Here is a 13,703-nt window from a genome sequence, read left to right on the forward strand (position 1 = left end):
CGTGGAAACTTCTGCGGTGCAAGTTTTTTGCATATCCGCGCAATCAGCGATCCAACAATCTGCCTGCGATCACTTCGACGGTTTTCCGAACAGCTAAGACCTGCTCAGGCCGAGAACCCTCCTGAGGCGCATAGACCGCGGACAGACCCGTTGTTGCTATTTCTATGCAGTCGTTCCATAACGTCGGTCGCGAAAGCGCCGATGTTCGGTACTTCAGGAGTTGAGGGAGCATTTCATGTCAGTTCGCACGCTAATGCGCGGCGCGTCCGCGCTCGGCGTCGTCGCGGCACTCACGGCGGCGCTGACCGCGTGCGGAGGCGCGGAAGAAGTTGCCGCGCCGAATGATTCGGGAGCAGTCACCGCATCGAACGTTTCGGGCGCAGTCCCCGCGCCGAGCGTTCCCGTCCCGGCCAACCCGATATGGACCGGCACGACCAAACCCGACCCGGTACCCGAGGAGAACGCCGTCCTCAGCGTGCCCAAGGACATGTACCGCCACGAAAGTGCCCCCACCGAATGGTGGTGGCACATCGGCACGCTCCGCGCCGGCGACCGGACGTTCGGCTTCGAAATCAACGCCGCATCCTTTACCGGTCAGCACTTCGCGATGACTCAGGTCTCCCTCAGCGACGTCAAGAACGAGCGCCACTACCAGCGCACGCAGGTGTACGGGCCGACCCCCTTCGGCGCCTTCGACGTCGCGACCTGGGCAGAGGGCGATCCGAAAAAGGACTGGTACGCGAAGCTCGGTGATCCCGGCTGGGCGGTCGGCGGTTTCAGCGTGCCGGACGCGGGATCCGGATACAAGAAGGCCCCCGACGTGAAGATCGAGGGCGACGGATCCGGTGCCTCGGGCATCGCCATCCTCGATGCCGACGGCGGCGTCGGCCAGGTCGCCCTGCTGCAGCCGGGCACCGGCTACACGACCACGCCTACCGTGACTCTCACCGGCGGCGACGGCCAGGGTGCCACCGCGGTCGCCGTCCGCAACCACGTATCGATGACTGCACCTCAGGCAGACCCGAGCAAGAACATCGCTGTGCAGGCGCTACTCGTCGACGATAAGACCCTCGACGAGGTCGAATTCGATCTCACCTTCTCTCAGCAGGGGCGTCCGTTCTACGTCTGGGGCACAGGGATTGAGCCCAGTGCCACGACACAGGACATAACCAAGGACAACTACTACCTCTCGTACACCAGGCTCGCGGCATCGGGCACGATCACCGTCGACGGCGAGGAGTTCGCGGTCGAGGGCACCACCTGGATGGACCACGAGTACGGCAATTTCGGCGGCAACACGTCCGACACCCGCGTTCGCTGGCTACTGCAAGACATGCAACTCGACAATGGCTACACGATCTCGAACGCAGGCATCATCGCCGAGGGCTACAAACCGCAGATCGACGTCTCGGTAGATGCCTACGCGACCCTGCAGGATGCGGACGGCAACCTCTATTACGTGGCGAGCAAGGTGACGCCGGTCGGCGAGCTGTGGACAAGCCCGGACAGCGGGAACGGCTACGCCCAGCAGTTCCGCGTCGAGATCCCCTCCTTCGATGCAGACATCACCGTCACGACGCGACTCCAAGACCAGGAGTTCGCCGTGGGCAGCGCACCCGTCTACGAGGGCACTGCCGACCCGGTGGGCACGTTCCAGGGCAAGCCGGTCTCAGGTGACGCGTGGATCGAGCAGGCGTTCTGACACCAACGAGGCCGATTGCTCGGCTAATTCGGAGTAGCGCACATAACGCTGTCCGTGCTGCTGCGCTGTACGCAAGGTGAGACCTTTGTTACTGGCGGCGACGGTGCGTATTCCGCCGGTGCCTCCTACGTCTTTCAAAATAGGCGGTTGGCGACATCCACGGGTGTGGCGGCGTCGAGTGCCGCACGGAGCTTCCCCTTCGATACCGGCGCGGCCGGAGCGGTCATGAACTCTTCGACCGGCACAGTCGGATCGGCAAGGTAGACCTGTGTGTAACCGGCCGCTTCCGGCTCAAAACGCCACGTCTGCGAAACGGATCCCACATCGAGGGTGTCAAAACCCAGGCGGTCGATCAGACCCGCAGCGAGGGCGACCGCATCAGAATCAGCTCCGGCAATAGGAAGAGCGCTGCGGTCCGAAGCACCGGACGGACGCGCCAGCTGCGGAATGTGGTGCGCAAGAATGTTGTTGAACGCCTTCACCAAAAGAGCATCAGGCAGATGCTGCTGGTTCCACTGATATTGGTTGACCGTTCCCGAGTCGAGGTCGGCAATGCGGCCGTCCCGAGACGGATAGTAGTTTCCGGTGTCGAGTACCGTCTTCCCGCTCAACAACCCCTTGGGCAGCGCACTGTAGGCGTGGGCCGGGATACTGAGCAACACGACCTCCCCCGCGTCCGCGGCTTCCTCGATGGTGCCCGCTGCCGCGTGGGGTCCCAGTTCCTCAACCAAACCTGTAAGGCTCTCGGGCCCTCGCGAATTGGCGATCACAACGTTGATATCGGCGGCGACTGCCAACCGTGCGACTGCAGTGCCGATGTTTCCGCTACCGATGATTCCCAGTGTTGTCATGACGTGTTCTCTATTCTCTTGGAGGTCAGTGTGATACGCGCGCATCGCGCCCGTAGCGTGGTGCGGCCTTGAGGTTGTCCCGCAAGGTCGGACCGTCGTAGTCGAAGTGAAAGATCCCACGTTCCTGCAGGATCGGCACAACCCGATCAACAAACGCGTTCACGCCGTCGTGAAGACCGTCCACGGCGATCGAGAAGCCATCGCACGCACCGGCTTCAAACCATCCCTGCATGTGATCGGCGATATCCTCGGGCGTTCCGGCGACAACAGGGTGATAGTCGATCACGCCGTGCGCTATGACATCTCGCAGCGACCAGCCTTCTCGGACCACCTCGAGCGCCCGTTCCGATCGCGGATCGCCAGGGTTGGCCACGGCGGCGGCGAGCATGGCACCGGAGACCGGGCGATCAATATCGTCGTAGCTCAACCGAAGTCCCAACATTGCTCCCAAGTACCCGACACGCTGTTCGAGATCGATCGACTCATCCAGACGACGACGCCGCGCAAGTGCATGCTCCTTCGAATCGGCGACGGTCGGCATGAACCCGGCAAACATCTTCACATCGTCCGCCTCACGGCCGGCCGCGACCGCGGACGCACGCAGCGCTTGCCGTTGCGCACGCCCACTCTCGATGGTGTAAGGGTTGGCGTACACACCGTCCGCGTACATGCCGGCCAACTCGATCCCCTCCCGGCCGCCACCGGCCTGAAAGATCACCGGCTGCCCCTGCTCGGACGGCGGAATGGCCAGCGGGCCCCGCGCAGCCACGTACTTGCCCCGCAGGTTCACTGGACTCACCTTGTCGGGGTCGGCGTAAACACCGCCTTCGACATCACCGATGAACGCGTCCTTCTGCCAACTGCCCCACAAAGACTCGACGATCTGAATCACCTCGTGGGCCCGCTCGTACTTCTGTTGCCGCGGAGGAATAGCGGCACCGAAGTTGGCCGCCGCCTGGGGACTCGAGGTGGTGACCGCATTCCAACCCACGCGGCCGCGACTGATCACGTCGAGCGCCTTATATTGCCTGGCGAGGTTGAACGGTTCTGTGAACGTCGTCGAGCTCGTCGCCACCAATCCGATCCGTGAAGTCTCCCGTGCTATCGCCGTCATCACCACAATCGGATCGAGCACGTAGTTCAAAGGTTGCCGCGCAAGATCGATGTCCAAGGCCGGCGTATCGGCGAAAAACAGCAACTGAATCTTGCCGTTCTCTGCGCTTCGCGCGAAGCGGACGTAGGCGTCCATGTCGGTGTGGCTGTCCAAGTTCACATCTGGCAACCGCCAGGCCCCCGGTTCGCTGCCGTATCCGCCCACCAACTGCATGGCCAGCAGCATCTGCGGCTTATCCATCGTTCGACCTCGCTATCCGGAGAGGCTCTCCGCTGCGCTCGACGTTACGGATAGGTTCTCCGTTTAGCAAGCTCAGGTCGAATCACACCTCGCCTACGCGCTTACTGCCGCTAGTCTGCAGATCGGGCCCAGCCCGATCGCATCAGCGCCCGCAACGCCTCCGACGACGTCTCGTCCGCCATGGCGGCACCACTGACCCATGACATCGCGAGCACTGCGAGGAACAACTCGCGACCCCGCACCCCGCCGCGCGCCGCCCCATCACGTTGGGCCGCGTCGAGGAAGTGCTCAGTGGTGGTGACAAACCCTTCACAGGTGAGCGCCAACGGCGACGTCTCTTGAGTCAGCGCCTCGCGCAACGGATTCGGCAGGCCCTCGAACGCCGAGGACCACTGGGCTACCGCGTCGAGCCATTTTTGAAGAGCTGTGGCGGAATCCGATTCATCAGCCTCGATAGCGTCCCGACGAGCCGCCAACTCCTCGTCACGACTGCGAAGCAACTCAGCAAGCAACGCATCCCGAGATGGAAAGTGTCGATACAGGGTGCCCGCACCGACACCGGCGCGCTTGGCGATCTCGTTGATCGAGCCCGAGATCCCCTCCTCCGAGAACACCTCCTCCGCGACCGCCAGGATATGGGCGCGATTCCTCTCACCGTCGGCGCGCGGACGCCGTGGCACAGTCTTCACTTCAGCCATACCCGGCCTCCCTCCTTCGACGCTGAGAAGTTCCCGGCGTCGACCCCCAGCTTAAGCGGAGAAACTCTCCGGAGGCACCGGGCGTCAGGCGTAGAGCGCGACCGTTTGCGTCGCGGTCAGGACGAGGGCTTTGTCCGCGTCATAGACCGCCATCGTCTGGTACGAATAGCCGTTCGCTGCATAGTCACTCGATGATCTGATGAGGAACCATCCCGACGGGTCGGCGACGGTGTCGCTACAAAAATGCAGGGTCCAGGTCATGGTGCTGATGGGCGCCCACTCGACGAACGAGGTGGTGACCGCGGGAGCGAGGCAGTCTGCAAGCGCCACCACCGCAACATGAGGATCGACCCCGGTCGCGTCCAGATGGCGGGCCCAGGCAACAAACTCGGGCCGATCGACCCTCGACAGGGGTGTGGTTCCTCCGGCGCGCCGGATGTCAAAGTTTTCGACAAACGCCGGCCGCAGCGACGAAGCCTCGGCGAACGGCGGGCACTCATCGGGTCCGGGAACATCGGGCCGAGTGATGGACGAGTGATCGACAATGCTCGAACGTGGACGTGCGAACACCAACGTGGCCAGTGATGCAACCTCAGATTGGCTTGTACATTCCACCGCGATGCTTGTGGTCGAACGACCTTGTCGCACCATGTGAGTGGCCACTTGGACCGTGTCGACAGCCGGCGCGGTGAACGCGAACTGTGCCGATCGCAGCGGGGGAAGGTCCGGGCCGTGAGCCTGTCGGGCCGCCTCGACAGCCAAGGCTGCGGTGAGGCCTCCGAACGCCGTGCGGCCCTGGGTCCACGACTCGGGGACAACAAAATTTGTCCCCTCATCGAACGGATTGATGACCTCGGCCAACGTCGGCATGAATGTTCCTCCTGATGAATATCTGTGGTGCGAACGAAGATCTCGAGGGCTCGATCAGCGTCGCCGAGACATGATCGTTGTAGCACGAGCGTGCAACACCGTTCAGCGACAGTTGGGTACCACCGAGACCGAACTTGTCTTTGTACGACACTGCCCCCACACTGTGATTCGTGGCCGTCTTGACGCGAGGTTCGCTGATCTCCCGGGCAGATGAGCTCATCACCGAACTCGGCGGGGATGCCGACAGCCTTCTCCGGTCGCGGGGCATCGATCCGCTCGCGGTCGGCGACTTCGACCGGTATGTCCGCTACGAAGACGCCGCCGCGGTACTTGGCCACGCAGCTCGCGAATTCGACTGTCTCGACTTCGGATTGCGCCTCGGTGGCATGCAGAGCATCGCATCGCTGGGACCGCTGAGCGTCATCTTGCGCAATGCCGAGACAGTGGGCGAAGCGATCACGAACTTCTGCCGCTTCGTCGGAAACCTTGCGCCGGCCGACACCGCGCGGCTGACCACGTCGCCGGGATCGGCGATCTACTCGTACTCGACGATCCTCCACAACGACTTCGACCGGCGCCAGATGGTGGAAAAGAACCAGGCACTGGCCATGAACGCCATCAACGTCATGATCGGCGACAGAGTGGGGCCGATAAAGGTCACGTTCCAGCATGAGCGGCTCGCACCACTGGAGTCCTACTTCGATGTGTTTGGTTGCCCGGCCGAGTTCGGGCAGAGCCAGAACACCATCCACCTGTCGCCGGCGCATCTCACCCGTGCCATCGAGGATCGCGACGAAGCCGCACTCACACTTGCCCAGGAATACCTGGCCCGGGTCCATTCCGGCGTAGCACTGGCCGAGCATGTCCGCGACGTCACGCGGCGTTTACTCCTGGTCGGCGAGGCCGGCCTCAACCAGGTGGCCCGAGCGGTGTCGCTGCACGAGCGCACGCTGCAACGCGAACTTGCAACCGAAGACACCACCTTCGAAAAAATTCTCGACGAGGTTCGACGGGCGAGCGCCTGGGAGCTCGCCGCAACCGGCTTGCAGGCCTCACAGATCGCCTCGGCCCTGGGCTATGCCGAGCAGAGCAGCTTCACCCGTGCCTGCCGCCGCTGGTACGGCGAGTCGCCGCGAGCCCTGCTCAAACGCCGACGCGGCAGTCGCCCGGAGGATCCGATCCTCTAGGTTGGCGCGCCGCACTGACGCCTCCGTCGAACGAGCCACTGTCGTCAAATGGCAAATCAATGTCGCCTGAAGACAAGTTTAAACGCCACCCTCTTGCGACGCTTGTAGGCAACGTCACACAGAAGCTCAACTACGGGAGTTGACATGCCTACAGCCCCTGCGCCCGATTCAGGCGTCGCATTCGATCACGTCGACGTCCTCGTCGTCGGCGCCGGTCTGGCCGGGATCGGGATGGGATACAACCTCAAGCAGTCACAGCCCGGCCGAACCTTCGCTATTGTCGATGCGCGCGAATCGATCGGCGGCACGTGGGATCTGTTCCGCTACCCCGGGATTCGCTCTGATTCCGATCTGCAGGCATATGGATTCGGCTTCAAGCCGTGGCGCCGCGACAACTCGATCGCCGACGCCAACGAGATCCTCGACTACCTCCAGGAAACGGTCAGCGAAAACGATCTACAACGCCACATCCATCTCGGCTTCATGGTTGTCCAGGCGGACTTCTCGACACCCGAACAGCGTTGGGTGGTCACACTCGAGCGTGTCATCGACGGAGTCCGCCTCGACGTGACCGCGTCGATGTTGTTCTCGGCCGCCGGCTATTACGACGCCGATGAGGGTTTCACACCGGAGTTCGTGGGCCGTGAAGACTTCGAGGGTCAGATCATCCACCCGCAGCATTGGCCCGAGGACCTGGATTACTCGGGCAAGAAAGTCGTGGTCATCGGAAGTGGCGCCACCGCGGTCACACTTTTGCCGTCGATCGCAGAGAACGCCGAGCACGTCACAATGCTGCAGCGGTCCCCGTCGTACGTGATCCCCATCCCGCGCAAGGATCCGATCGCGAACACACTCCGACGGATCCTCCCCGAGAAAACTGCCTACTCGATCTCCCGCGAGATCAGCATTCGCAAAGGAAATCTCGTCTACAAGGGCAGCCGGAAATTCCCACGGCAGGCTCGGGCACTCGTCCGTAAGATCACGGCTGCCGCGCTCCCCGAGGGCTTCGACGTCGATACCCACTTCCATCCCGAATACGACCCGTGGGACCAGCGCATGTGCATGGTCCCCGACGGCGACCTGTTCAAAGCAATCGCGAAGGGCCGCGCCGCGGTGGTCACCGACAAGATCGTGCGGTTCACCGAATCCGGGATCGAACTCGAATCAGGTACGCGGCTCGACGCCGACATCATCGTCACCGCTACGGGGTTGAAGATGGTGCCCTTCGGAAAGATCGCATTCGCGGTCGACGGCCGGCCCATCGACCTACCCGACCAAGTGATCTACAAGACCGTAATGGTTAGCGATCTCCCGAACTTCGCGTTCACCGTCGGGTACGTCAACCATTCGTGGACTCTCAAGGCAGACCTCGTCGCACAGTGGTTCTGCCGACTTCTCGACCACATGAGCGAGTACGGCTACTCCAGCGTCGTACCCGTCGTCTCCGACAGCTCGATGCAGGTCAAGCGGTTCATCGAATTCGACGCGGGCTACATCAATCGGGCGATGCACCTGTTCCCCAAGCAGGGCGCCCACGGACCGTGGCGGGCTCCCCAGGACTTCAACCGCGACCGGATCGTCCTCGGTAAGGACCCGATCGACGACCCCGAGCTTCGCTTCACGTCGGCCGCTTCACCTGCCGCCGGTTTCGCGGACGCCACCATCGAACAATTGAAAGAAGCCATTCAGTGACCAACGCACCGACCACGCATGGGGCCCCCGCACTCATCGCCAACAATGCCACTCGGCCAGGTGAGCCAACGCGATTCGCCGACGCCACCGACGGCGTCAAGCTCGCGATCTACGAGTACGGCAAGAGCGATAGGCCCACGGCACTATTCGTCCATGGATTCCCCGACGACCACTCGGTCTGGGAACCGGCAATCGCTTTGGCGGCCGGCGACTTCCACGTCGTCACATACGACGTGCGCGGTACCGGAGCATCAGGCCAACCCGCCAAGCGGGACGGGTATGCGATGTCCCAACTGCGCGACGATCTCGCGACCGTCATCTCCCTGACGAGCCCCGACGCACCTGTCCATCTGATCGCCCACGACTGGGGATCGATCCAAAGCTGGTCCGCTGCAACTGATCCAGCTTTCGCCGAAAGACTCATGTCATTCACGTCCATCTCCGGGCCGAGCCTGGACATGGCCGGCGCCTGGTTGCGCCGTGGGCACCGTCATCCACGCGATTTCCTCCGTCAACTCGCCGACTCCTGGTACATCTTCGCGTTCCAACTGCCGTTCCTCCCCGAATTGCTGGTACGGCGCGGTGTCGTCGAGAAGTTGATCTCCCGATCCGAGAACATCGGCGTGCCGACCGACCGTCAGGTCCCGTCCGGACGCCGGTCCCGGCGCGACGCGATCAACGGAATCGAGTTGTACCGCGCCAATTTTCGCCACCTGCTCACACCACGACCCGCTCGAGCGGTCTGTCCGGTCCAGGTTCTCGCCCCGACCGACGACGCGCATGTCACCGTGCCCCTCGGACTCGAAGCACCAAAACCGTTCGTGGACAGCCTGCGTGTACGCGAAATCCCGGGCAACCACTGGGTAGTGGAGCAGAACCCCACCCTGATCACAGCCCTCGTCACTGAGTTCATCAGCACCGGCGTGAAGCATCAGAACGGAGATTCGAGATGGCCATGACACCGCAGCGCCACAGCGATCCCAGCAAGGTCGCACTGCACGCCCGCAACGTGAAATTCGATTGGGCCGGTTTGCCATTCGAGTGGATTCCGGGTGAGCGCTTCTCCTCGCACTACATCAACGTCCTTCATCTCTTACTCCCCGAGGGTGAGCGCTGGTTCGTGAAGGTGTTCAGCGAGATTCTGCCGATGATTCAGGACGACCAGCTACACGAGGACATCGTCGGGTTCATCGGCCAGGAAGGCGTCCACGCCGCCTCCCATCAGGGAGTGCAGGACTATTTCAACGCCAACGGTCTCGATGTCAGGCCGTACGTCGCGGAAATCGAGGACATGTTCCGCAAGGTGCTCGGGGATCGTGACCTCGAGGGCCAGGCCAGGGAAGAATGGCTGATCGAGCGTGCCGCATTGGTCGCCGGGGTCGAGCATCTCACTGCAGTACTGGGCAATTGGAGCCTCAACTCCCCCAAGCTCGATGCACTCAAATCGAACGAGACGATGCTGGACTTGCTCCGATGGCATGGGGCCGAGGAGGTCGAACATCGCACCGTCGCGTACGACGTCTACAAGCACATCGACGGCCGGTACTGGCGCCGGGTCCGCACCTATGCGGTGGGCGGAATCCTGCTGTTCTCTCTGTGGTGGCGCGGCGTCAAGTTCATGACGGCGAACGATCCCACGATCCCGGCCTCCGCCAAGCGACCCCGGGCCGGCATCGTCAAACTGATATGGGCCGAGGTCCGTCACATCGTTCCCGGAGTGGGTACCTTCGCGAAGGCATCCTGGAAGTACTTCCTGCCGACCTATCATCCGTCCCATGAGGGCTCGACATCGCAGGCCGTCGCCTATCTGGCGAAGTCGCCCGCGGCCATGCGTGCAGATGCTCTTGCGGACGCCCAGACATCATGAGAGCAATTGCACACCAACCGAATCGAGCCGGAAGGGGCGATCAGCCCGTTCACTACACGCCGGGAACCGATATCCCGGACGCGTTCGTCTTCCGATTCTTCGAGACGGTGACCGGGAAATGGTGGACCAAAGCCGCCCAGCGTTCGGCCCGTGGCCGTTCGCCGGTGGCCACCGTCGATCGTGAACTACATGTTCGAATTGCGCGCGTCAGCGAAGAGGCCAACGACGTCCGGACGCTGTGGTTCACCCGCACCGACGAACAACCGTTCCCAGCCTGGGATCCCGGCGCCCATGTCGACATCGTCCTACCCACCGGCCGGACGCGCCAGTACAGCCTCAACAGCGACCCCGACGATCTACGCACCTATCGCATCTCGGTCCGCCGCATTGACGAAACCCGCGGTGGTGGTGGAGGTTCGGCGGAGGTACACAGCCTTGAGGTCGGGCAGGAATTGACGTTGACGGGTCCGCGTAACGCGTTCCCGTTCATCAACTCTCCCCGCGGGTATGTCTTCGTCGCCGGCGGTATCGGGATCACGCCCATTCTGCCGATGCTGCGCGATGTGGCTCGTCGAGGCGACCAGTACGTCCTCATCTACACCGGCCGAAACCGAGCGTCGATGCCCTTTCTCGACGAGATCAGCCAGATCGTGGGCGACCACGACATCCACATCTGGCCCGACGACGAGTACGGCACACCCGACGCCGGCAAGATCATCGACCTCGCACCAACCGGTGCCGCGCTCTACACATGTGGGCCGGCACCAATGATCGACGCAATTCGCGCACAGATTCCGGACCCGCAGATCGACACACTGCATTACGAACGTTTCAGCCCACCACCAATTCTCGGCGGAGAGGCGTTCACGATCCGCCTCGCGAACACGGGCGTGGAGGTACAGGTCAAGTCCGACGAGTCCGCTCTGACGGCGATTCGGCGGACCAAGCCAGGACAGGCCTACTCCTGCCAACAAGGTTTCTGCGGAACGTGCAAGGTGCGGTTACTGGACGGCCAGGTGGAGCACCGAGACAATGTTCTGACCGACTACGAACGCGGCGACCACATGATCCTGTGCGTCTCTCGCGCCCAGGGCTCAATTTCCATCGATGCATAGGAGATAGACGCGATGAAGGCCGTTGTCTGCACGGAGGGCGAGCTCAGCGTTCGCGAGGTAAAGACACCCGAGCCAGGTCCGGGCCAAATCCTGATCAAAGTACTGCGGACCGGGATCTGCGGATCGGATCTGCACGCCACCAAGGACGCCTCCGAGTTGAATGCGTTGATGCTCGAATCGGGTTACACGACAGCGATCCTTCCGGACCAGGAAGTCATTCTCGGACATGAGTTCCTCGGCGAGGTGGTGTCGTACGGCCCGAAGACCCGGGGCCGTTGGGCTGCGGGTACGACGGTCACGGCACTGCCCATCTTGCACACCGAGGTCGGAATGCATCTGACGGGCTTCGACATTCACGCAGCGGGTGGCTATGCCGAATACACCCTCGTGGAGGAAGCGCTGACATTCCCCGTTCCCGACGGCGTCTCGCCCGACAAGGCCGCGTTCACCGAGCCGCTCACCGTCGCACGGCATGCGGTCCGTCGATCGGGAATCAGCAAGAAACGCCCCGCCGTCGTCATCGGCTGCGGTCCCATCGGCCTGGCGGTGATCCTGATGCTCAAGGCCGCAGGCGTCACGACGGTGATCGCCTCCGATCTCTCATCCGGCCGGCGGAAGCTCGCCACCCAGTGCGGTGCCGATGTGGTCGTCGACCCCAAGGTCCAAACGCCCTGGGATACCCTCACACTCAAGGATCCGGTGAACTCGACGCCGGAACTCCTCGCTTTCGCACTCAAGATGACCAAAGCCGTGCGCCGGATCCCATTCGCCTCAGTGGAGAAGATCTTCTTCGGCGCCGATCGACTCGGTCAATCCCCCAGCGGCCCAGTGGTGTTCGAATGTGCCGGCGTCCCCGGAATCATCGATCACATAGTCGCCAACGCACCGCTCCGGTCACTGGTGACAGTGGTCGGAATGTGCACCGAAGTCGACAAATTCCGCCCAGCTGTTGCCCTCAGCAAAGAGATCGATCTGCGCTTCGTCTTCGGTTACGACCCAGCAGAATTCAGCCAAACGCTGGGCATGATCGCCTCCGGCAAGGTCGACCCGTCGCCCCTGCACACGGCGACCGTTGGCCTCGACGGCGTCGCCCAGGCATTCAACGACCTCGGCGATCCCGAGCGCCACGCGAAAATCCTCATCGATCCGTCCCGGTGAGAGTGCAGCGCCCGGAGTAGATGGATTCACCGGGTTCGAGTAGTCGAGCACCGCACGAGGACGTTGTGGGTTGCCTTGATCCGATCAGCGTGTTGCGGCGGAAGCCCCTCGGAATCCTCACCAATTCACTTGCGCTGCTTAGCGACAGGTAGTTGCCCGCGCGCGGGAACACGACTAACGTTATTGGTAAATATGTATATCGGTACGTAAATACGAACAACGGAGAGCGTGTGCAGATCGGCTTTGCAGTCCCCAATGGTCCTGCTACTGCTAGTTATGCCGACCTCGGAAAATTTGTCACCGAGGGCGAAAGGATGGGATTCGACTACGCGACATTCAGCGACCACATCGTCATTCCAGACGTTGTAGAAGCGGAATACCCGTACAGCGCCAGCGGGGCCTTCCCCGAGCGCGCTCGAAACGGGCATCACGAACAATTGATCGAGATGGCCTACGCTGCGGGTTTGACCACCACTTTGCGACTGGCGACCTCGGTGATGGTCGTCCCATATCGACCGGTGGTGCCGACCGCGAAAATGTTGGCCACTTTAGACGTATTGTCGAACGGTCGCCTGATCCTAGGCGTCGGATCAGGGTGGATGAAGGAAGAGTTCGATTGTCTCCAAGTCCCTTTCAAGCCTCGGGGCCAGTTGACCGACGAGTATCTGGACGCATTCATCGAACTCTGGACGGCTGAACGTCCGAGCTACAAAGGTGATTTCGTAAGTATCGACGGGATCACAGTGAATCCCCAACCGATACAGAATCCGCATCCGCCGATCTGGGTGGGCGGGATGAGCGCACCGGCGCTACGCCGCGCAGCACGTGTCGGTGACGCGTGGTATCCGGTGATTGATGACCCCAAGCGTCCGCTCGACAGTCTCGATCGCTGCCGGGCAACCATCACCAAACTCGGTGATATGGCTGAAGCCGCCGGTAGGCAACGAGAGATGGTGAACCTGGCACTGCGGGTCACGGGCACGGGCGACAAAGTGCCCGCAGTCGCGCAAGACGGGGGTCGCCGTCTCTTTTCGGGAAGCGCCGCCGCTATCGCCGATGACCTCGCGGAACTATCCGACATCGGGGTGAGAGGGGCCGACTTCCGCTTCGACGAGGAAGCTGACCTTTCCAGCCCCAACGAAGTCCTCGACTCGATGGCTCGCTTTCAGCAGGACATTCTGTCTCGCTTGCGTGGTTAGCAGAGTCAGG

Annotated in this window: 12 protein-coding genes; 8 read left to right on the top strand and 4 right to left on the bottom strand. The window is 62.4% G+C overall.

All coding sequences use genetic code 11. From position 1 onward, the window contains the following. Nucleotides 1–235: 235 nt before the first annotated feature. Entirely contained in the window at nucleotides 236–1,702 is a 1,467-nt protein-coding gene (locus AC1TPF_RS14505; RefSeq protein WP_482137907.1) for a lipocalin-like domain-containing protein, read from the top strand. 134 nt (nucleotides 1,703–1,836) lie between these two features. On the opposite strand, the gene AC1TPF_RS14510 is transcribed toward AC1TPF_RS14505, so the two are convergent. The 4 genes from AC1TPF_RS14510 to AC1TPF_RS14525 all read right to left on the bottom strand — a co-directional run bounded on the left by AC1TPF_RS14510 (nucleotide 1,837) and on the right by AC1TPF_RS14525 (nucleotide 5,475). Next, nucleotides 1,837–2,553, bottom strand: a complete 717-nt coding sequence (locus AC1TPF_RS14510; protein ID WP_482137905.1) for an NADPH-dependent F420 reductase — start codon at nucleotides 2,551–2,553, stop codon at nucleotides 1,837–1,839. A 25-nt stretch (nucleotides 2,554–2,578) separates the two neighbouring features. After that, nucleotides 2,579–3,907 carry an NtaA/DmoA family FMN-dependent monooxygenase gene (locus tag AC1TPF_RS14515; RefSeq protein ID WP_482144520.1) on the bottom strand — a complete coding sequence of 443 codons (1,329 nt, stop codon included), beginning with the start codon at nucleotides 3,905–3,907 and terminating at the stop codon, nucleotides 2,579–2,581. Between the two features lie 110 nt (nucleotides 3,908–4,017). Continuing rightward, a complete protein-coding gene (locus AC1TPF_RS14520) occupies nucleotides 4,018–4,605 on the bottom strand; it encodes a TetR/AcrR family transcriptional regulator (protein ID WP_482137901.1) in 588 nt (195 codons plus the stop codon). 84 nt (nucleotides 4,606–4,689) lie between these two features. Then, nucleotides 4,690–5,475: a thioesterase family protein gene (locus tag AC1TPF_RS14525; RefSeq protein WP_482137900.1), complete on the bottom strand. Its 786-nt coding sequence runs from the start codon at nucleotides 5,473–5,475 to the stop codon at nucleotides 4,690–4,692. Nucleotides 5,476–5,645: 170 nt separating this feature from the next. Here AC1TPF_RS14525 and AC1TPF_RS14530 point away from each other — a divergent pair, with 170 nt between their 5' ends. The 7 genes from AC1TPF_RS14530 (at nucleotide 5,646) to AC1TPF_RS14560 (ending at nucleotide 13,693) form a co-directional block, all read left to right on the top strand. Then, a complete protein-coding gene (locus AC1TPF_RS14530; protein WP_482144521.1) occupies nucleotides 5,646–6,662 on the top strand; it encodes an AraC family transcriptional regulator in 1,017 nt (338 codons plus the stop codon). Between the two features lie 144 nt (nucleotides 6,663–6,806). Continuing rightward, a complete protein-coding gene (locus tag AC1TPF_RS14535; RefSeq protein ID WP_482144522.1) occupies nucleotides 6,807–8,354 on the top strand; it encodes a flavin-containing monooxygenase in 1,548 nt (515 codons plus the stop codon). Continuing rightward, nucleotides 8,351–9,313 carry an alpha/beta fold hydrolase gene (locus AC1TPF_RS14540; protein WP_482137894.1) on the top strand — a complete coding sequence of 321 codons (963 nt, stop codon included), beginning with the start codon at nucleotides 8,351–8,353 and terminating at the stop codon, nucleotides 9,311–9,313. Before AC1TPF_RS14535 ends, AC1TPF_RS14540 begins: the two co-directional genes overlap by 4 nt. Then, nucleotides 9,304–10,221 (top strand): metal-dependent hydrolase, encoded by a 918-nt coding sequence (locus AC1TPF_RS14545; protein WP_482137893.1) that lies wholly within the window; start codon nucleotides 9,304–9,306, stop codon nucleotides 10,219–10,221. Before AC1TPF_RS14540 ends, AC1TPF_RS14545 begins: the two co-directional genes overlap by 10 nt. Then, nucleotides 10,218–11,336: a PDR/VanB family oxidoreductase gene (locus AC1TPF_RS14550; protein WP_482137891.1), complete on the top strand. Its 1,119-nt coding sequence runs from the start codon at nucleotides 10,218–10,220 to the stop codon at nucleotides 11,334–11,336. Before AC1TPF_RS14545 ends, AC1TPF_RS14550 begins: the two co-directional genes overlap by 4 nt. Before the next feature lie 12 nt (nucleotides 11,337–11,348). Continuing rightward, nucleotides 11,349–12,494: a zinc-binding dehydrogenase gene (locus tag AC1TPF_RS14555; protein ID WP_482137889.1), complete on the top strand. Its 1,146-nt coding sequence runs from the start codon at nucleotides 11,349–11,351 to the stop codon at nucleotides 12,492–12,494. A 230-nt stretch (nucleotides 12,495–12,724) separates the two neighbouring features. Further along, nucleotides 12,725–13,693 carry an LLM class F420-dependent oxidoreductase gene (locus tag AC1TPF_RS14560; protein ID WP_482137887.1) on the top strand — a complete coding sequence of 323 codons (969 nt, stop codon included), beginning with the start codon at nucleotides 12,725–12,727 and terminating at the stop codon, nucleotides 13,691–13,693. Nucleotides 13,694–13,703 lie beyond the last annotated feature (10 nt).

Source organism: Williamsia sp. Y853 (assembly GCF_056786495.1).

Bases quoted from the DNA above. Each gene is read 5' to 3' on its own strand.
- AC1TPF_RS14520 (WP_482137901.1), bottom strand. From the start codon at position 4,605: ATGGCTGAAGTGAAGACTGTGCCACGGCGTCCGCGCGCCGACGGTGAG.
- AC1TPF_RS14545 (WP_482137893.1), top strand. From the start codon at position 9,304: ATGGCCATGACACCGCAGCGCCACAGCGATCCCAGCAAGGTCGCACTG.
- AC1TPF_RS14505 (WP_482137907.1), top strand. From the start codon at position 236: ATGTCAGTTCGCACGCTAATGCGCGGCGCGTCCGCGCTCGGCGTCGTC.
- AC1TPF_RS14525 (WP_482137900.1), bottom strand. From the start codon at position 5,475: ATGCCGACGTTGGCCGAGGTCATCAATCCGTTCGATGAGGGGACAAAT.
- AC1TPF_RS14535 (WP_482144522.1), top strand. From the start codon at position 6,807: ATGCCTACAGCCCCTGCGCCCGATTCAGGCGTCGCATTCGATCACGTC.
- AC1TPF_RS14555 (WP_482137889.1), top strand. From the start codon at position 11,349: ATGAAGGCCGTTGTCTGCACGGAGGGCGAGCTCAGCGTTCGCGAGGTA.
- AC1TPF_RS14550 (WP_482137891.1), top strand. From the start codon at position 10,218: ATGAGAGCAATTGCACACCAACCGAATCGAGCCGGAAGGGGCGATCAG.
- AC1TPF_RS14515 (WP_482144520.1), bottom strand. From the start codon at position 3,907: ATGGATAAGCCGCAGATGCTGCTGGCCATGCAGTTGGTGGGCGGATAC.
- AC1TPF_RS14510 (WP_482137905.1), bottom strand. From the start codon at position 2,553: ATGACAACACTGGGAATCATCGGTAGCGGAAACATCGGCACTGCAGTC.